This is a genomic window from Nocardioides flavus (ex Wang et al. 2016) (assembly GCF_014653115.1).
In the GTDB taxonomy this organism is placed as follows: Bacteria; Actinomycetota; Actinomycetes; order Propionibacteriales; family Nocardioidaceae; genus Nocardioides; species Nocardioides flavus.
In genome coordinates this window covers 1-17,417 of record NZ_BNAD01000022.1, presented here as the reverse complement: position 1 = coordinate 17,417, position 17,417 = coordinate 1, and the positions used below count along the sequence as shown (strand labels likewise).

The window sequence follows — 17,417 nt, the reverse complement described above, 5'->3', positions numbered from 1 at the left end:
GAACGCCCCCGGCCACAGCGGCCGGGGGCGTTCGTCGTACGGACGGTGGTGCGGTGCTCAGCTCCAGCGCTCGGCGGCGGGGGTGAAGGTCAGCTCGCGGTCGCCGGTGTAGATCTGCTTGGGACGGGCGATCTTCTGGTCCTTGTCCTGCACCAGCTCGGCCCACTGCGCCAGCCACCCCGGCGTACGGCCGATGGCGAAGAGCACGGTGAACATCTCCGGCGGGAACTGGAAGGCCTCGTAGATGAGGCCGGAGTAGAAGTCCACGTTGGGGTAGAGCTTGCGCTTGACGAAGTACTCGTCCTCGAGCGCGATCTTCTCCAGCTCGAGGGCGATGTCGAGCAGCGGGTTGGTGCCGGTGACCTCGAAGACGTCCTCGGCGGACTTCTTGATGATCTTCGCGCGCGGGTCGTAGTTCTTGTAGACCCGGTGGCCGAAGCCCATCAGGCGCTCGTTGCCGTCCTTCACGCCGTCGATGAAGGCGGGGATGTTCTCCTTGCTGCCGATGCGCTTGAGCATCCGCAGGACCGCCTCGTTGGCACCGCCGTGCAGCGGGCCGTAGAGCGCACCGACGCCGGCCGAGACCGCCGAGTAGGGGTCGACCTGCGAGGAGCCGACGGAGCGGACCGCGTTGGTCGAGCAGTTCTGCTCGTGGTCGGCGTGCAGGATGAACAGCACGTCGAGGGCCTTGACCAGGCGCTCGTCCGCCTCGAACTTCGACTCGCTCATCTTGAAGAGCATGGACAGGAAGTTGGCGGTGTAGCCCAGGTCGTTGTCGGGGTAGACGTAGGGCTTGCCCTGGGCGTGGCGGAAGGCCCACGCGCCGAGGGTCGGCATCTTCGCGATCATCCGCACGATCTGCATGTGCCGGTTGTCGGCGTCGCTGATGTTGCGGGCGTCGGGGTAGAACGTCGACAGCGCGCCGACCGAGGCCATCAGCATGCCCATAGGGTGGGCGTCGTAGCGGAAGCCCTGCATGAACGACTTCACGTTCTCGTGCACGAACGTGTGGTAGGTGATCTCGTGCACCCACGCGTCGTACTGCTCCTTGGTGGGCAGCTCACCGTGGATGAGGAGGTAGGCCACCTCGAGGAAGTTGGACTTCTCCGCGAGCTGCTCGATCGGGTACCCGCGGTACTCGAGGATGCCCTTGTCGCCGTCGATGTAGGTCACCGACGAGCGGCACGAGGCGGTGTTGACGAACCCCGGGTCGTAGGTCGCGAGACCGGGCTGGTCCTCGTCGAGGCGGATCTGCCCCAGGTCCTTGGCCGCGATCGTGTTGTCGGTGATCGCGATGTCGTACGTCTGACCGGTCCGGTTGTCGGTGACAGTCAGGGAATCCTTGGCCGCAACGTCGGTCACGTCGGCTCCTGTTCATACGTCTTTGTACGTCGTCAGTTGTCCCCTCAACTTAGTCCCGCCTCCGATGCGACGGCGAATCAGGTGTCCAGCACGGGAAACGGCACGACCGACGCGACGCGTTCAGCGGCCGGCGACCCGGTCCGCGACCACGGCGATGCGACTGGTGCGGGAGAGCCCTGCGTCCTCGCGGCGGTCGGCCGCCCGGTAGAGGCCGTAGAGCGCGTGGACGCCGGCCCAGCGCAGCGGCTCGGGCTCCCACCGGCGCACCCGGTGCCCCGTCCACGGAAGCCGGGTCAGGTCGGTGTCGCGCCCGAGCACCAGGTCCCGCAGGGTGCGTCCGGCGAGGTTGGTCGCGGTGAGGCCCGACCCGACGTAGCCGCCCGCGTGGCCGAGGCCGGTCGCGGGGTCGTACGCCACGCTCGCGCTCCAGTCCCGCGGGACGCCGAGCACCCCGCACCACGCGTGGGCGAGCCCGACCCCACGCAGCGAGGGGAACAGCGACGTCAACGTCGAGCGCAGCGACTCGACCGTCCAGTCCTGCGTCCGGCCGTCGACATCGGTGCGCGAGCCGAACCGGTAGGGCACCCCGCGCCCGCCCAGCGCGATCCGGCCGTCGGCGGTGCGCTGGGCGTAGCAGTAGGCGTGCGCCTCGTCGCCGAGCAGCTCCTCGCCGCCCCACCCCACCACGTCCCACTGCGCGGGCGTGAGGGGCTCGGTGACGACGATCGCGGAGTTCATCGGCAACCAGTCGCGCCGGTGGCCAGCGAGCCCGGCGGTGAAGCCCTCCAGGCACCGCAGCACGACCGGCGCCCGGAGCGTGCCACGCTCGGTCACGACCGCGCCCGGCTCGATCCGTACGGCCCGGGTGTCCTCGTGGATGCGGGCGCCTCGCTCGCGCACGAGCCGTGCCACGCCCGAGACCAGCTTCGCCGGGTGCACCCGTGCGCAGTCGGCATCGAAGTGGCCGGACACCGCGCCGGCGACCCGGATCCGGTCGGTCACCTGCTGCGCGGTCAGCTCGCCCCCGAGCCGCTGGCGCTGCGCCTCGGACCGGGCGACGGTGAGCACGCCGCTGCGCACGACGTCCGCCTCGATCCCCTCGCGCGCCGCGACCGCGACGACCTCGTCGACCGTGGCGCGCAGCGCGGCCCGGAGCCGATCCACACCGGCGCGGCCCGCCGCCCGCTCGTACGTCCGCGCGCTGCCCGCGAGCTCGGCCGACAGCCAGCCACCGTTGCGCCCCGACGCGCCGAACCCGGCGAACTCCGCCTCGACCACGCGCACGTCGAGCGTCGGGTCGGCCTCGCGCAGGTAGTACGCCGTCCAGAGCCCGGTCAGGCCACCGCCGACGATCGCGACGTCGCAGGTCGCGTCACCGTCGAGCCGGTCGCCGGGAGAGGGCAGGCCGACCTGCTGCCACCAGAAGGACACGCCGCCGTTGCGCACGAGCTCATTGTGGCTCCTCGCACGCGCGAGGGCCGCTCGCGACGTTTTGACCCGCCCGCGCGGGGGCCCGTACTCTTGCTGGTCGCGACTCCTGCCGCGCCCGCCCCTCCGGGATCGGGTGCAGATCCGGACGTCATCCCCAGTCTCCGCCATGCGGAGCCGGGGAGCGATCCGGGCCGTGTTCGTCAGAAGCCGCAGCACCACCAGCCGGTCCTCGCCCGAGGGCCGGGACCAACGAACCAGAACGGGATACCGCCGTGCGCACGTACAGCCCCAAGCCCGCTGACATCCAGCGCGAGTGGCTCGTCATCGACGCCACCGACGTGGTCCTCGGACGCCTCGCCGTCCAGACCGCCAACCTCCTCCGCGGCAAGCACAAGCCGACCTTCGCTCCTCACATGGACATGGGCGACTTCGTGATCATCGTCAACGCCTCCAAGGTGTCGCTGTCGGGGACCAAGAAGACCACCAAGATGGCCTACCGCCACTCCGGCTACCCGGGCGGCCTCTCGGCCACCCCGTTCGGTGAGCTCCTCGAGAAGGACGCCCGCAAGGCCATCGAGAAGGCCGTGTGGGGCATGCTCCCGAAGAACAAGCTCGGTCGCCAGATGCTGAAGAAGCTCAAGGTCTACGCCGGCCCCGACCACCCGCACGCGGCCCAGAAGGCCGTCCCGTTCGAGATCTCGCAGATCTCCCAGTGACTGAGGACTCACACATGACTGAGAACACCACCGAGGTCGAGGAGACCTTCGAGCCGAACGCCGAGGGCGTTGCCTACACCTCCGAGAGCGACGCGTCCGCCGACGCTCCCGCCCGCCCGGCCACCATCGCGCCCGCCGGCGCCACCGGCCGCCGCAAGGAGGCCGTCGCCCGCGTCCGGATCGTCCCGGGCACCGGCGAGTGGACCATCAACGGCCGCTCGATGGACAGCTACTTCCCCAACAAGCTGCACCAGCAGATCGCCAACGAGCCGTTCGTCGAGCTGCAGCTCGAGGGCCGCTTCGACGTGATCGCCCGCATCCACGGCGGCGGCATCGCCGGCCAGGCCGGCGCCCTGCGCCTCGGCGTGGCCCGTGCGCTCAACGCCGTCGACGTCGAGGCCAACCGCCCGGCGCTCAAGAAGGCCGGGCTGCTCACCCGCGACGCCCGCGTCGTCGAGCGCAAGAAGGCCGGTCTCAAGAAGGCCCGCAAGGCCTCGCAGTTCAGCAAGCGCTGACCCAGCCTGCACCACGAGGCCCGCACCGTCTTCGGACGGTGCGGGCCTCGTCGCGTCTGCCCTCGGTTCTGTGTGCGAGGTCCCTGCGCCGTAGGCTCACGGCCCATGACCCGACTCTTCGGCACCGACGGGGTACGGGGCCTGGCGAACGCCGATCTCACGGCTGAGCTGGCCCTGGACCTCTCCGTCTGTGCAGCACACGTCCTGGCCGATCGCGGCGAGTTCGAGGGCCACCGCCCCCTCGCCGTCGTGGGCCGCGACACCCGCATCTCCGGCCAGTTCCTCGAGGCGGCGGTGGTCGCCGGCCTCGCCTCCGCCGGCGTCGACGTCCTGCTGCTCGGGGTGCTGCCCACCCCGGGCGTGGCCTACATGACCGAGCGGCTCGGCGCCGACCTCGGCGTGATGCTGTCGGCCTCCCACAACCCGATGCCCGACAACGGCATCAAGTTCCTCGCGCGCGGTGGGCACAAGCTCGACGACGCGATCGAGATCGCGATCGAGCGACGGATGGGTGAGCCGTGGGACCGTCCCACCGGCGGCGACGTCGGGCGGGTCAGCGTCTACGCCAGCGCCGTCGAGGAGTACGCCGCGCACCTCGAGAGCACGATCTCGCACCCGCTCGTCGGCCTGAAGGTCGTCCTCGACTGCGCCGAGGGCGCTGCGTACGCCGCCGGGCCCCGCGCGCTCGAGGACGCCGGCGCAACCGTCATCGCGATCCACGCCGACCCCGACGGCCTCAACATCAACGACGACTGCGGCTCCACGCACCTCGGCGACCTGCAGAAGGCCGTCGTCGAGCACGGCGCCCACGCCGGCTTCGCGCTCGATGGCGACGCGGACCGCTGCCTCGCGGTCGACGCCGAGGGCAACGTGGTCGACGGCGACCAGATCCTCGCGATCCTCGCCCTCTCGCTGCGCGACCAGGGCCGGCTGGCCAAGGACACCGTCGTCGCCACCGTGATGAGCAACCTCGGCTTCGTCCAGGCGCTGCGGGCCAACGAGGTCGGCGTGCGCCAGACCAAGGTCGGCGACCGCTACGTCCTCGAGGCGATGAAGGTCTCCGGCTACAACCTCGGCGGCGAGCAGTCCGGCCACGTCATCCTCAGCGACCACGCCACCACCGGCGACGGCATCCTGACCACGCTGCACGTGATGGAGCGCATGGCCACCACCGGGCGCTCGCTCGCCGACCTCGCCGCGGTGATGACGCGGCTGCCGCAGGTGCTGGTCAACGTCGCGGGCGTCGACAAGTCGCGCGCCGACGACGACGCGGTGCTGGCCGCGGCGATCGCCGAGGAGGAGGCCGCCCTCGGTGACCGCGGCCGCATCCTGCTGCGTCCCTCGGGCACCGAGCCGATCGTGCGCGTGATGGTCGAGGCGCCGACCCAGGGCGAGGCCCAGACGGTCGCGGCCCGCCTCGCCGACGTGGTCAAGCGCCAGCTCGCGCTCTGAGGCTGTCCGGACCCGGTCCGGCCCCGACCCCGACTCCGGGCTCAGGCGTCGCGGAGGCGGGTGAGCAGGCCCGCGGCACGACGGGCCACGACCGCGCGCTCGGGCGCGGAGCAGGCGTACGCCCGCGCCGCCTCGCCGAGCGCCGCGATCTCCGCGTCGAGCACCGCCCGCTCCTCGGCGTCGTCGAGCTCGTGGCGCGCTGCCTCGGTGGCTCCGACGCCGAGCACCGCGTCCTCGGGTGCCTCACCGTCACCGTCACCGCCACCGCCACCGTCGACGCGACCTGGACCGGCGGGGACGGCCTCGGCGTTCTCCAGCGCGGCGATGGCCGTGCGGAGGGTCGAGACCGTCTCGGCGTCGCGGGCGCGACGGGCGTCGAGCAGCGCGGCGCGCAGGCGGGTGCGGAGCGGCGAGGCGGTGGACATGGCGCCGAGCCTGCCCATCCCGGCCGCCGCCGCGCACCCGGTTATCCGCGTGCCCGGTTGTCCGCGTGCCCGGTTGCCCTCGTGCCTGTGTCGGCCGGCACGGCTACGGTCATCGACGTGGCCGACATCGAGCAGATCAACCCCCGCAACGAGGCCGCCCTGCGCGCCTGGTGGGAGGTCGGTCGCGACGCCACCGCCCACCGCCCGGGCAACCCCTGGCCGGCCTGGGAGCAGAGCCGCGTGGCGCTGCCCGCCGACAACCCGGAGCGGGCGGTCACCCTGCTCGGCGCGATCGACGGGCGCGAGATGGTCGGTGCCGCGATGGTGCTCCTGCCCACGCGCGACAACGACCACCTCGCGGGCTCGGCCGTCCACGTGCGCGAGGACCGGCGCCGCGAGGGCCTCGGCTCGAGGCTGCTCGCCGAGATCGAGGTGCTGGCGCGCGGCCACGGCCGGACGACCCTGACCGGCGAGGCGTACCTGCCGCCGGGCGGGACGGTGCCGGCTGAGGCGTTCGCCCGGGCCCACGGCTTCACCGTGGCCAGCCGCGAGTCGATCAAGGAGCTCGACCTCGCCGACTACCGGGCGCGCCGCGACGACCTCGGCGTCGACCTGCCGCCCGGCTACCGGCTCGTCACCTTCGACACCACCTGCCCCGAGGAGCACCTCGCGTCGTTCGGGGTGCTGCTCGGCCGGCTCTTCGCCGAGATCCCGACCGGCGAGCTCGACCTGCGCGACTCGGAGTGGACCCCCGAGCGGCTCCGGGCCGCCGAGCAGCGCCAGCTCGCCATCGGTCGCCACGTGCTCACGGTGCTGGCCATCGCCCCGGACGGGTCCGTGGCGGGCTCCTCCGACGTACGGGTCAACGACACCGACACCACCCACGGCCAGGTCGGCGTCACGATCGTCGCGCCCGCGCACCGCGGCCACCGCCTCGGCCTCGCGCTCAAGCTCGCCAGCCACGACCTCGCGCTCGCGACCCATCCCGGCCTGCGCGCCGTCGACACCTCCAACGCCGAGGTCAACACCCACATGAACGCCGTCAACGACGTGCTCGGCTACCGCACCCTCGAGACCCTGCTGGAGCTGCAGAAGCCACTGTGACCCCGTGGTCGCGGCGGCTCAGGCGCTCAGCGCGCGTCGGCCTGCTCGTCGTACGCCGCGCGCGAGGCCAGGATGCCGCCGACGTGGGTCTCGGCCCAGTCGGTGAGGATGCCGATCGGGCCGGTCAGGGAGGCGCCGAGGTCGGTGAGCTCGTAGTCGACGCGCGGCGGCACCTGGGCGTGCACGGTGCGGGTGAGCAGCCCGTCGCGCTCCATGGCCCGCAGCGTCTGGGTCAGCACCTTGGGGGCGACACCGCCGACGCGGGCCCGCAGCTCGTTGAAGCGCAGGCTGCCGCCCTCGAGGGCCCCGATGACCAGCGCGGTCCACTTGTCGCCGATGCGGTCGAGCACCACCCGCGTGGGGCACTCGGGGTTGAAGGCGTCGCCGCGGGCGTCGGGGCCGTCGGTCATGGTTACCACCAGGTACTTATAGCACGTTGAAGTGATTGGTTACCAATGGTTACTGTCGGCACACCAGCCCATCCCACCTGATCACGAAGGACACCCACATGAAGATCGCCGTCTTCGGCGCCACCGGCATGGTCGGCTCCCGCATCGCCTCCGAGGCCACCTCCCGCGGCCACGAGGTCACCTCCCTGAGCCGCTCGACCGGCGCCGACATGGCCTCGGCCGACGTGGTGCGTGCGGCCGCCGCCGACCACGACGTGGTCGTCGGCGCGACCGGTCCGAGCCGCACCGGCGAGTCGCACGAGCCCTGGCTCGCCTCGGTCGACACCCTGCTCGCCAACGTCGGCGACACCCGCGTGCTGTTCGTCGGCGGTGCCGGCTCGCTGCAGCTGCCCGACGGCACCCGCCTGCTCGACTCCGACGGCTTCCCCGACGAGTACAAGGCCGAGGCCACCACCGGCGCCGCCGCCCTGGAGAAGTTCCGCGCGGCCCCCGAGTCCGTCGACTGGACCTACCTCAGCCCCGCGCCGGGCATCCTCCCGGGCGAGCGCACCGGCCGCTACGCCACGTCGCTGGAGACCCCGGCCGGCGACTTCGTGTCCGCCGAGGACTACGCCGTCGCGCTCGTCGACGAGATCGAGGAGCCGAAGCACCGCCGCCAGCGCTTCACCGTCGCCTCCGTCTGAGGCGGGTCCCACGGCGTACGTCATGGCGGCCGGTCGCGCGGGCAACCACCCGCCATGACGTCCGGGGGGCGGGGCGTGACGTACGCCCGGGGGACCGGCCCTCAGAGCTTGCGCAGGCGGACGTACCGCACCGAGTGGTCGGCGTCCTTGCGGAGCACGAGGTTGGCGCGGGAACGGGTGGGGGCGACGTTCTGGACGAGGTTGGGCTCGTTGATCGAGTCCCAGATCCGGGTGGCCTGGTCGACGGCCTCGTCGTGGGACAGCGCGGCGTACTTGCGGAAGTAGGACGCCGGGTCGCGGAAGGCGGTCTCGCGCAGCCGCAGGAACCGATCGACGTACCAGCGCTTGATGTCGGCCAGCGCCGCGTCGACGTAGACGGAGAAGTCGAAGAAGTCGCTCACGGCGAGCCCGGTGCGGCCGTCGTCGCGCATCCGCGCCGGCTGGAGGACGTTGAGGCCCTCGATGATGACGATGTCGGGACGCTTGACCACGACCCTCTCGTCGGGCAGCACGTCGTAGACGAGGTGGCTGTAGATCGGGGCCTCGACCTCGTCCTTGCCCGACTTGATGTCGATGACGAACTTCAGCAGCGCCTTGCGGTCGTAGGACTCCGGGAAGCCCTTGCGGTGCAGGATCCCGCGTCGTTCGAGCTCGGCGTTGGGCAGCAGGAACCCGTCGGTGGTCACCAGCGCGACGTTGGGGTGCTCGGGCCAGTGGGCGAGCATCTGCTGGAGCACGCGTGCGGTCGTCGACTTGCCGACCGCGACGGAGCCCGCGAGCCCGATCACGAACGGCGTGCGCGGCGGGGTCACGCGGTGCAGGAACTCCTCCTGCTCGCGGTGGAGCCGGGAGTTGGCCGCGACGTAGAGGCTGAGCAGGCGGGACAGCGGCAGGTAGACCTGCTCGATCTCCCGCAGGTCGAGCTGGTCGCCCAGACCGCGGAGGCGGGCGACCTCGTCGGGGGTGAGGACCGTCTCGGTGGTGCCGGCGAGCTCGGCCCAGGCCGCTCGCTCGAGCTCGACGTAGGGCGAGGCCTCGCTCCCGTTGGTGGCGCCGTGGGGCGGCGCCGGGGCCTCGGACATGCCGGCGATTCTTGCACCGCCGTGGACGACGGCGGTGCATCGCCCTGCCGATGGGCGCCGATAGACTGCGCGACCATGTGCGGAATCGTGGGGTACGTAGGTGCCAGACCGGCCGAGGGCGTCGTGATCGAGGGCCTGAGGCGCCTGGAGTACCGGGGGTACGACTCCGCAGGCATCGCTCTCGTCGACGACGGGACGATCGTCTCGGACAAGCGGGCGGGCAAGCTCGCCAACCTCGAGAAGGCCATCGCCGAGTCGCCGCTGCCGCCCGTCACCACCGGCATCGGCCACACGCGCTGGGCCACCCATGGTCCGCCGACCGACCGCAACGCCCACCCCCACGTCGGACGTGCGCGCCGCGTCGCCCTGGTGCACAACGGCATCATCGAGAACTTCGCCGAGCTCCGCGGCCGGCTGGAGTCGGCGGGCGTCGAGATGGCCTCCGACACCGACACCGAGGTGGCGGCCCACCTGCTCGAGGAGCAGCTCGAGACGGGCGTGGACCTCACCGTCGCCATGCAGAACGTCTGCCGCGGCCTCAACGGCGCGTTCACCCTGGTCGCCGTCGACTCCCAGGACCCCGACCGGGTCGTCGCCGCGCGTCGCAACAGCCCGCTCGTGGTCGGCATCGGGGAGGGCGAGAACTTCCTCGGCTCCGACGTCGCCGCCTTCATCGAGCACACCCGCGAGGCGATGGAGCTCGACCAGGACCAGGTCGTGACCATCACGCGCGAGGGCGTGAGCGTGTCCGGCTTCGACGGCACCCCGGCCGAGGGCCGCCGCTACCACGTCGACTGGGACCTGTCGGCGGCCGAGAAGGACGGCCACGACTGGTTCATGCGCAAGGAGATCTTCGAGCAGCCCCGCGCGGTCGCCGACTCCCTGCTGGGCCGCCGCGGCACCGACGGCCTGCTGCAGCTCGACGAGATGCGCCTGTCCGACCAGGACCTGCGCGACGTCGACAAGATCATCATCATCGCGGCCGGCACGTCCTTCTACGCCGGGATGGTCGCCAAGTACGCCATCGAGCACTGGTGCCGGATCCCGGTCGAGGTCGAGCTCGCCAGCGAGTTCCGCTACCGCGACCCGATCCTCACCAGCGACACGCTCGTCGTCGCGATCAGCCAGTCCGGCGAGACCGCCGACACGCTGCAGGCGATCCGCCACGCCCGCGAGCAGCGCTCGAAGGTGCTGTCGATCTGCAACACCAACGGCTCGACGATCCCGCGCGAGTCCGACGGCGTGATCTACACCCACGCCGGCCCGGAGATCGGGGTCGCCTCGACCAAGGGCTTCCTGACCCAGCTCGTCGCCTGCTACCTCCTCGCGCTCTACCTCGCGCAGGTCAAGGGCACCCGCTTCGGCGACGAGATCGCCCAGGTCATGGACCAGCTCGACCAGATGCCGGCCCACGTGCAGTCCGTGCTCGACAAGTCCGAGGAGGTCTACGCCCTCGCGCGCGACCACGTCGGGAGCCGCTCGGTGCTGTTCCTCGGCCGCCACGCCGGCTACCCGGTGGCCCTCGAGGGCGCGCTCAAGCTCAAGGAGATCGCCTACCTCCACGCCGAGGGCTTCGCGGCCGGCGAGCTCAAGCACGGCCCGATCGCGCTGGTCGAGGAGGGCCTGCCGATCCTGTGCGTGGTGCCTCCCCGCGGACGCGACCAGCTCCACGACAAGATGCTCAGCGGCATCCAGGAGGTCCGCGCCCGCGGCGCCTGTACGCTCTGCCTGGCCGAGGAGGGCGACACCACGATCGAGCCCTACGCCGACGTGCTGTTCACCCTGCCCCAGGTGCCGGTGCTGCTCCAGCCGCTGGTCGCGGTCGTGCCGCTGCAGCTCTTCGCGTGCGAGCTGGCCACCCAGCTCGGCCACGACGTCGACCAGCCGCGCAACCTCGCCAAGTCCGTCACGGTCGAGTAGGGCGGCGAGACACCGTGCCCGTCATCGGCGTCGGCATCGACGTGGTCGACATCGACCGCTTCGTGCAGTCCCTCGAGCGCACCCCCGCCCTGCGTGACCGGCTGTTCACCGCCGACGAGGCCCACCGGCCGCCCGCGTCTCTGGCAGCCCGCTTCGCGGCCAAGGAGGCGATGGCCAAGGCGCTCGGCGCGCCCGTCGGGATGGCGTGGCACGACGCCGAGATCGTCTCGGAGGAGACCGGCCGGCCGAGGTTCGAGATCCGCGGGACCGTCGCCGCCCGCGCCGAGGCGATGGGGGTCGTCCACGTGCACGTCTCGCTCTCCCACGACGCGGGCATCGCCTCGGCCGTCGTGGTCCTGGAGAGCTGAGCGGGAGGTGGAGGGCTGATGCTGCGCGCCCACACCGTCGAGGACGTGCGCCGGGCCGAGGCGGCCGCCATGGCCCTGCTGCCGGAGGGTGCGCTGATGCAGCGGGCGGCCGCAGGGCTCGCCGCCGCGGTCGTCGGGTTGCTCGGCGGTGCCTACGGCCGCCGCGTGCTGCTGCTCGTCGGCCCCGGTGACAACGGCGGCGACGCCCTGTGGGCTGGCGCCCGGCTGGCCTCGCGCGGGGTCAGGGTCGAGGCGTTGCTCCTCGCCGACCGGGTCCACGGTCCCGGCCTCGCCGCACTGCGCGCCGCCGGCGGCCACGCCTCCCACGACCTCGCCGACCTCGACCGCGCCCCCGACCTGGTCGTCGACGGCATCGTCGGCATCGGTGGGCGCCCCGGGCTGCGACCGGAGGCGGTCGCGGCCCTCGAGGCGTACGCCGGGGTCCCTGTCGTGGCCGTCGACGTGCCGTCGGGCGTCGACGTCGACACCGGGCGGCTCGACGGGCCGCACGTGCGCGCCGACCTCACGGTCACCTTCGGCACCCACAAGGTCGCCCACCTCGCCGACCCGGCCGCGAGCGCCAGCGGCGCGATCCACCTCGTCGACCTCGACCTGGGCGACGACCTCGGTGAGCCGGCCCTCGAGGCGCTGCAGCCGCCCGACGTGCGCGCCCTGCTGCCCCGCCCGGGCGACGCCGACCACAAGTACACCCGCGGCGTCGTCGGCGTGCGCGCGGGCTCGGGCACCTATCCCGGCGCCGCGCTGCTCGCGGTGGCCGGCGCGAACACCGGCCTGGTCGGCATGGTCCGCTACGTCGGACCGGCCGAGATCGCCGACACCGTGCGCTCCACCCACGCCGAGGTGGTGGGGGACGGGCGCGTGCAGGCCTGGGTCGTCGGTCCCGGCGGCGGCGACGACGCGGCCCGGATGCTCGCCGAGGCCCGCGCCGACGACGTGCCCGTGGTCGTTGACGCCGACGCCCTGCGCCACGTCGACGGGCCGGTCCCCGGGTGCGTGCTCACGCCGCACGCCGGCGAGCTCGCCGCCATGCTCGGGACCGACCGCGAGGACGTCGAGGCCGCGCCGCTGGAGCACGCCCGCGCCGCGGCCCGCCGGTGGGACTGCGTGGTGCTGCTCAAGGGGCACCACACGCTCGTCGCCGCCCCGGACGGACGGGTCCGCGTCACCACCACGGGTGTGCCGTGGCTGGCGACGGCCGGTGCCGGCGACGTGCTGGCCGGCCTGGTCGGTGCGCTGCTCGCCGCGGGCCTCGAGCCGTACGACGCGGCGTCCGTGGGCTCGTGGGTGCACGGCGCCGCCGCGACCCGGGCCGCAGGGGGCGGTCCGCTGACCGCGAGCCGGGTCGCGGTGGAGGTCCCGCGACTGGTGCGCGAGGTCCTGACCTCCCCGGGACCCGGGTCTCTGTGATGATCGACCCCATGAGCGATCCCGTGCCGCCGCGCGCCGAGATCGTGGTGGACCTCGCCGCCGTGCGGCACAACGTGCGGCTCCTCAAGGACGTCGTCCGCGGCGAACGCCCCGTGGCGCTGATGGCGGTCGTCAAGGCCGACGGCTACGGCCACGGGATGGTCGAGGTCGCCGCCGCTGCGCGCGCGGCCGGAGCGGACTGGCTCGGCGTGGCGACCATCGAGGAGGCGCTCGCGTTGCGGGCCGCGGGCGACCGCGGGCCGCTGCTGTGCTGGCTGAGCGCCCCCGGCGACGACTTCGCCGCCGCCGTCGCGGCGGACGTGGAGGTGACCGCCTACTCGCTCGAGGAGCTCGAGGAGATCGCGGCCGTCGGACCCGCGCGCGTGCAGCTCAAGGTCGACACCGGCCTGTCCCGCGGCGGCGCGGCCCGCCAGGACTGGCACGACCTCTTCGCCGTGGCGAGCGACCTCGAGCGCGAGGGCCGCATCCGGGTCACCGGCATCTGGTCCCACTTCGCGGCCAGCGACGACCCCGCCCACCCCGCCAACGACGCCCAGGAGGCCGCGTTCCGCGACGCGCTCGCCCTCGCCGCGTCCGCCGGTCTCGAGCCCGACGTCACCCATCTCGCCAACTCGGCGGCGACGCTGCTGCGACCGTCGTCGCACTTCGACCTCGTGCGCTGCGGCATCGCGACGTACGGCCTCGACCCCGCGCCCGGTGCCGGCTCCGACGACGGGCCCCGCGCCGCGCTGCGGCCCGCGATGACCGCGCGCGCCCGCCTCGTGATGAGCAAGGCGATCGCGGCCGGCGACGGCGTCTCCTACGGCCACACCTGGCACGCCCCCGACGACACGACCGTCGGGCTCGTGCCCGCGGGCTACGGCGACGGCGTCCCGCGTGCTGCGGGCAACGTGGCCGCGGTCTGGGTCGACGACGCGCTGCGCCCGATCCGCGGCCGCGTGTGCATGGACCAGGTCGTGGTCGACCTGGGCGGCGAGCTGCCGCCGCCGGGAACCGAGGTGGTGCTCTTCGGCCCCGGCGACCGGGGGGAGCCCACCGCGCAGGACTGGGCCGAGGCAGTGGACACCATCAGCTACGAGATCGTGACCCGCGTCGGCGGCCGCTTCGTCCGGCGCCACATCGACACCGACGCCCCCGGCGGGGCGAGCGAGAGGACCGCACGTTGAGCACCAAGGGCCGCATCTTCGGCACCGTCGTGGGCGCAGCCGGGCTGGCTGCTGCCGCAGGCGCGGTCGGCATCGCCCGCCAGAACCGCATCATCGGCAACCGGGCCGCCGGTGAGGAGGTCGCGTTCGGCGCGCTGCACAGCGCGCCGCGCGTGGTGGTCGCCGACGACGCCGTCGACCTGCACGTCGAGATCGACGAGCCGGCCGACTTCGGCGGCCGGCCCTCCGCCGACGACGACCTCACGATCGTCTTCGTCCACGGCTACTCGCTCAACCTCGACTGCTGGCACTTCCAGCGCGCCGCCTACCGCGGGCAGGTGCGCACGGTCTTCTACGACCAGCGCAGCCACGGCCGGTCGGCGCGCTCCGACGAGGAGCACTGCACCATCGAGCAGCTGGGCCACGACCTGCGCCGCGTCATCGAGCACACCGTGCCGGGCCGCTGCGTGGTCGTGGGCCACTCGATGGGCGGCATGAGCGTGATCTCCCTCGCCGAGCAGCACCCCGAGCTGTTCGGCGACAAGGTCGTCGGCGCCGCACTGATGTCCACGACCGCCGGCGGGCTCGACCCGGGCCGGATCCTGTTCCCGATGCTGCCGCTCGGCCTCGGCGGCCGGTTCGCCGGCCGTGCCGTGCGTACGCTCGACCGCGGTCACCGCGTCGTCGACCTGGCCCGCGCGTGGGGGCACGCCGTGGCCGACGTCCTCACCGACCGCTACGCCTTCGGGACCGACGAGGTGCCTGCCTCGCACGTCGAGTTCGTCTACTCGATGCTCAACGCGACCCCGTTCGCGGTCGTGGCCGACTTCTACCCGGCGTTCGCCACGCTCGACAAGTTCGAGCACCTCGAGCCGCTGGGGCGGGTACCGACCTCGATCATCTGCGGCACCGAGGACAAGATCACCACCGTCGGCCACAGCCGCAAGCTGCACAGCCGCATCCCCGGCTCCAGCCTCCTCGAGTGCGAGGGAGCCGGCCACATGGTGCTGCTCGAGCGCCACGAGCAGGTCACCGCCGAGCTCGACGACCTGATCTCGCTCGCCCAGCGCCAGCCCGACCTCGGACAGGAGGCGTGATGGGAGTCGACGTACGCCGCGTCGGCCCGGACGCGGCAGCCCAGGTCCTCGCGGCGGTGCGCGCGGCCTTCCAGGCGCGTCCGGACCTCGACCCGCCGGCCGACGCGCTCGGCGAGGACGTCGGGTCGATCGCGCGCCTGCTCGGCCGGCGGGGCGGCCTGCTGGCCACCATCGACGACGTCCCGGTCGGCTGCGTCGTGCTCGACCCCCGACCCGACGGGCTGGTGCTGCGCCGCTTCGGCGTGGTGCCGACCGCGCAGGGCAGGGGCGTCGCGTCCGCGCTCGTCGCCGCCGCCCGCGAGGCCGCGCTCGGGCGTGGACGCCTGGTCGTCGTCGCCCGCGAGGAGCTGCCCGAGACGGTGGCCTTCTGGCAGCGGCACGGGTTCGAGGAGACCGCCCGGAGGAGCCCGTACGTCGAGCTCTCCCTCGACCTCGAGACCACCGTCGAGGTCGTCGACGCCGACGCCATGCGGGCGCTGGGGGAGCGGCTCGCCCGCACCCTCGTCGCCGGCGACCTGCTCGTGCTCACCGGCGAGCTCGGGGCCGGCAAGACGACCTTCACCCAAGGCCTCGGAGCCGGGCTGCAGGTCCGCGGGACCGTCGCCTCGCCCACCTTCGTGATCGCCCGGGTGCACCCCTCGCTCGTGGACGGCCCGGCGCTGGTGCACGTCGACGCCTACCGCCTCGGCGGGCTCGAGGAGCTCGACGACCTCGACCTCGACACCTCGCTCGACTCCGCGGTCACCGTCGTGGAGTGGGGTGCAGGTCTCGCCGAGGGACTGTCGGAGTCGCGGCTGGAGGTCGTCATCGACCGCGCTGTCGGCGCCGTCCCGGACGACGACGAGCTCGATCCGCGCCGGGTTTCGCTCCACTGGATCGTCGGCCAGTAACCTCGACGCCGTGCTCCTCGCCTTCGACACCGCGACCCAGCTGGTCTCCGTCGCCCTCCACGACGGCGAGCGGGTCGTCGTCGAGCTCTCCTCCGAGGTGCCGATGAAGCACGGCGAGCACCTCGCTCCGCTCATCGCCCGTGCCCTCGACGAGGCCGGGATCGTCCGCCAGGACCTCACCGCGATCGCCGTCGGCGTCGGCCCGGGCCCCTTCACCGGCCTCCGGGTCGGCGTCGTGACCGCCAGGACCCTCGGCTTCGTGCTCGACGTCCCGGTCTACGGCGTGTGCTCGCTCGACGCGATCGCCCTCGAGGTGGTCGCCACGGGCGCGACCCCGGGCAGCTTCCTCGTCGCCACCGATGCCCGGCGCAAGGAGGTCTACCTCGCCTCCTACGACGGCGACGGACGGCGTCTCGAGGGCCCCGTGGTCACCAAGCCTGCCGAGGTCGCCACCAGCGCCCCCGTCGCCGGCGCCGGGCCCGAGCTCTACCCCGACGCCTTCCCCCACGCGATCGGCCCCGTACGCCCGGGCGCCGGCTGGCTCGCCGCCGGCGTCGGCTCCGAGCTCGTAGGATTGCTGGACCCCGAGCCCCTCTACCTGCGACGCCCCGACGCGGTCGCCGGCGCACCCAGGAAGACCGTCTCGTGATCCGTTCCGCCACACCGGCCGACATCCCGGCCCTCGCCGCGCTCGAGCGGGAGCTGTTCGGGCCCGACGCGTGGAGCGAGGAGCTGATCAGGCAGGAGGTCGAGGGGCCGGGCCGCAAGTTCGTCGTGACCGACGACCTGTCCGGCTACGGCGTGACGATGTCGGCGGGTGACATCGTCGACCTGCTGCGCATCGGCGTACGCCCCGAGGCGCGGCGCTCGGGCGTGGCGTCGGCCCTGCTCGACGAGCTGCTGGTCGGCACCGACGACGCGTCGCGGATGCTGCTGGAGGTGAGCGTCACCAACGCCTCGGCGCTGGGCTTCTACGTCGCCCGGCAGTTCAGCGTCATCGACGTGCGCCCGCACTACTACCGCGACGGCTCCGAGGCGCTCGTGATGTGCCGCTGGCTCCCGGGCGCCGCGCGGACGCAGAGCGCGACCGCGCACGACTGAGCCTCGTCGTCGACCCGCGGGACGACGAAGGTCCCCGCCCGAGAGCGGGGACCTGCATCCCGAACACCCGACCGAGATGTGCCTCAGTCGAGGACCCCGGGGGCGACGTCGTCGTCGCCGAGCCAGTCCTGGTCGTAGACCAGGCCGTCGCGCTTCTGGGTCTCGTCACGCTCACCGCGGCGCCCGCCGCGACCACCGGTGCCGCCGGCGCCGTCGCCGGCGCCGCGTGCGCCGCTCGTGCCGCGCGCGCCGGCCCGCGAACCCGCC

19 protein-coding genes are annotated in these 17,417 nt (G+C 73.1%); 13 read left to right on the top strand and 6 right to left on the bottom strand.

Translation table 11 applies throughout. The annotated features are described in order from the left end of the window. Positions 1-57: 57 nt before the first annotated feature. Positions 58-1,362 carry a citrate synthase gene (locus IE200_RS19660; RefSeq protein WP_191281188.1) on the bottom strand — a complete coding sequence of 435 codons (1,305 nt, stop codon included), beginning with the start codon at positions 1,360-1,362 and terminating at the stop codon, positions 58-60. 120 nt (positions 1,363-1,482) lie between these two features. Then, positions 1,483-2,808 carry an NAD(P)/FAD-dependent oxidoreductase gene (locus IE200_RS19655; protein WP_229856858.1) on the bottom strand — a complete coding sequence of 442 codons (1,326 nt, stop codon included), beginning with the start codon at positions 2,806-2,808 and terminating at the stop codon, positions 1,483-1,485. A 257-nt stretch (positions 2,809-3,065) separates the two neighbouring features. Between IE200_RS19655 and rplM the strand changes: the two genes are divergently transcribed. The 3 genes from rplM (at position 3,066) to glmM (ending at position 5,476) form a co-directional block, all read left to right on the top strand. Then, positions 3,066-3,509, top strand: a complete 444-nt coding sequence (rplM, locus tag IE200_RS19650) for a 50S ribosomal protein L13 (RefSeq protein ID WP_191281186.1) — start codon at positions 3,066-3,068, stop codon at positions 3,507-3,509. Between the two features lie 14 nt (positions 3,510-3,523). After that, entirely contained in the window at positions 3,524-4,024 is a 501-nt protein-coding gene (gene rpsI / locus IE200_RS19645; protein ID WP_191281185.1) for a 30S ribosomal protein S9, read from the top strand. Between the two features lie 105 nt (positions 4,025-4,129). Next, on the top strand, positions 4,130-5,476 hold the full coding sequence (gene glmM, locus IE200_RS19640; protein WP_191281184.1) for a phosphoglucosamine mutase: 1,347 nt from the start codon (positions 4,130-4,132) through the stop codon (positions 5,474-5,476). Positions 5,477-5,517: 41 nt separating this feature from the next. Here glmM and IE200_RS19635 read toward each other — a convergent pair whose 3' ends face one another. Further along, on the bottom strand, positions 5,518-5,901 hold the full coding sequence (locus tag IE200_RS19635; protein ID WP_191281183.1) for a GatB/YqeY domain-containing protein: 384 nt from the start codon (positions 5,899-5,901) through the stop codon (positions 5,518-5,520). Between the two features lie 117 nt (positions 5,902-6,018). On the opposite strand from IE200_RS19635, the gene IE200_RS19630 reads away from it, so the two are divergent. Then, positions 6,019-7,005: a GNAT family N-acetyltransferase gene (locus tag IE200_RS19630; protein WP_191281182.1), complete on the top strand. Its 987-nt coding sequence runs from the start codon at positions 6,019-6,021 to the stop codon at positions 7,003-7,005. A gap of 26 nt (positions 7,006-7,031) precedes the next feature. Here the strand turns inward: IE200_RS19630 and IE200_RS19625 are convergent, their stop codons facing one another. Beyond that, the gene (locus IE200_RS19625; protein ID WP_191281206.1) at positions 7,032-7,415 is read right to left on the bottom strand and encodes a winged helix-turn-helix transcriptional regulator; all 384 of its coding nucleotides are present in this window, start codon (positions 7,413-7,415) and stop codon (positions 7,032-7,034) included. 98 nt (positions 7,416-7,513) lie between these two features. Here IE200_RS19625 and IE200_RS19620 point away from each other — a divergent pair, with 98 nt between their 5' ends. Continuing rightward, complete coding sequence (locus IE200_RS19620) at positions 7,514-8,098, top strand: NAD(P)-dependent oxidoreductase (protein WP_191281181.1); 585 nt, start codon at positions 7,514-7,516, stop codon at positions 8,096-8,098. A gap of 101 nt (positions 8,099-8,199) precedes the next feature. Here IE200_RS19620 and coaA read toward each other — a convergent pair whose 3' ends face one another. Continuing rightward, positions 8,200-9,180 (bottom strand): type I pantothenate kinase, encoded by a 981-nt coding sequence (coaA, locus tag IE200_RS19615; RefSeq protein WP_191281180.1) that lies wholly within the window; start codon positions 9,178-9,180, stop codon positions 8,200-8,202. A gap of 75 nt (positions 9,181-9,255) precedes the next feature. Between coaA and glmS the strand changes: the two genes are divergently transcribed. From glmS to IE200_RS19575, 8 genes are read left to right on the top strand one after another with little or no spacing between them, the layout of a single operon-like run. Continuing rightward, the gene (gene glmS / locus IE200_RS19610; protein WP_191281179.1) at positions 9,256-11,100 is read left to right on the top strand and encodes a glutamine--fructose-6-phosphate transaminase (isomerizing); all 1,845 of its coding nucleotides are present in this window, start codon (positions 9,256-9,258) and stop codon (positions 11,098-11,100) included. Positions 11,101-11,114: 14 nt separating this feature from the next. Next, positions 11,115-11,468: a holo-ACP synthase gene (locus tag IE200_RS19605; protein WP_191281178.1), complete on the top strand. Its 354-nt coding sequence runs from the start codon at positions 11,115-11,117 to the stop codon at positions 11,466-11,468. An 18-nt stretch (positions 11,469-11,486) separates the two neighbouring features. Further along, positions 11,487-12,896 carry an NAD(P)H-hydrate dehydratase gene (locus tag IE200_RS19600; RefSeq protein ID WP_191281177.1) on the top strand — a complete coding sequence of 470 codons (1,410 nt, stop codon included), beginning with the start codon at positions 11,487-11,489 and terminating at the stop codon, positions 12,894-12,896. 11 nt (positions 12,897-12,907) lie between these two features. After that, on the top strand, positions 12,908-14,083 hold the full coding sequence (gene alr / locus IE200_RS19595; protein ID WP_191281176.1) for an alanine racemase: 1,176 nt from the start codon (positions 12,908-12,910) through the stop codon (positions 14,081-14,083). After that, a complete protein-coding gene (locus IE200_RS19590) occupies positions 14,080-15,159 on the top strand; it encodes an alpha/beta fold hydrolase (RefSeq protein ID WP_191281175.1) in 1,080 nt (359 codons plus the stop codon). The genes alr and IE200_RS19590 overlap by 4 nt, the downstream gene beginning before the upstream one ends. After that, positions 15,159-16,049: a tRNA (adenosine(37)-N6)-threonylcarbamoyltransferase complex ATPase subunit type 1 TsaE gene (tsaE, locus tag IE200_RS19585; protein ID WP_191281174.1), complete on the top strand. Its 891-nt coding sequence runs from the start codon at positions 15,159-15,161 to the stop codon at positions 16,047-16,049. The genes IE200_RS19590 and tsaE overlap by 1 nt, the downstream gene beginning before the upstream one ends. A gap of 10 nt (positions 16,050-16,059) precedes the next feature. Continuing rightward, positions 16,060-16,698 carry a tRNA (adenosine(37)-N6)-threonylcarbamoyltransferase complex dimerization subunit type 1 TsaB gene (tsaB, locus tag IE200_RS19580; protein ID WP_191281173.1) on the top strand — a complete coding sequence of 213 codons (639 nt, stop codon included), beginning with the start codon at positions 16,060-16,062 and terminating at the stop codon, positions 16,696-16,698. Further along, the gene (locus IE200_RS19575; protein WP_191281172.1) at positions 16,695-17,150 is read left to right on the top strand and encodes a GNAT family N-acetyltransferase; all 456 of its coding nucleotides are present in this window, start codon (positions 16,695-16,697) and stop codon (positions 17,148-17,150) included. Before tsaB ends, IE200_RS19575 begins: the two co-directional genes overlap by 4 nt. Positions 17,151-17,233: 83 nt before the next feature. Here the strand turns inward: IE200_RS19575 and IE200_RS19570 are convergent. Next, positions 17,234-17,417, bottom strand: a 184-nt coding sequence (locus tag IE200_RS19570) for a hypothetical protein (protein WP_191281171.1), incomplete at its 5' end; no start/stop codon positions are given.

Bases quoted from the DNA above. Each gene is read 5' to 3' on its own strand.
- rpsI (WP_191281185.1), top strand. From the start codon at position 3,524: ATGACTGAGAACACCACCGAGGTCGAGGAGACCTTCGAGCCGAACGCC.
- glmM (WP_191281184.1), top strand. From the start codon at position 4,130: ATGACCCGACTCTTCGGCACCGACGGGGTACGGGGCCTGGCGAACGCC.
- IE200_RS19635 (WP_191281183.1), bottom strand. From the start codon at position 5,901: ATGTCCACCGCCTCGCCGCTCCGCACCCGCCTGCGCGCCGCGCTGCTC.
- IE200_RS19625 (WP_191281206.1), bottom strand. From the start codon at position 7,415: ATGACCGACGGCCCCGACGCCCGCGGCGACGCCTTCAACCCCGAGTGC.
- IE200_RS19620 (WP_191281181.1), top strand. From the start codon at position 7,514: ATGAAGATCGCCGTCTTCGGCGCCACCGGCATGGTCGGCTCCCGCATC.
- coaA (WP_191281180.1), bottom strand. From the start codon at position 9,180: ATGTCCGAGGCCCCGGCGCCGCCCCACGGCGCCACCAACGGGAGCGAG.
- glmS (WP_191281179.1), top strand. From the start codon at position 9,256: ATGTGCGGAATCGTGGGGTACGTAGGTGCCAGACCGGCCGAGGGCGTC.
- IE200_RS19600 (WP_191281177.1), top strand. From the start codon at position 11,487: ATGCTGCGCGCCCACACCGTCGAGGACGTGCGCCGGGCCGAGGCGGCC.
- alr (WP_191281176.1), top strand. From the start codon at position 12,908: ATGAGCGATCCCGTGCCGCCGCGCGCCGAGATCGTGGTGGACCTCGCC.
- tsaE (WP_191281174.1), top strand. From the start codon at position 15,159: ATGGGAGTCGACGTACGCCGCGTCGGCCCGGACGCGGCAGCCCAGGTC.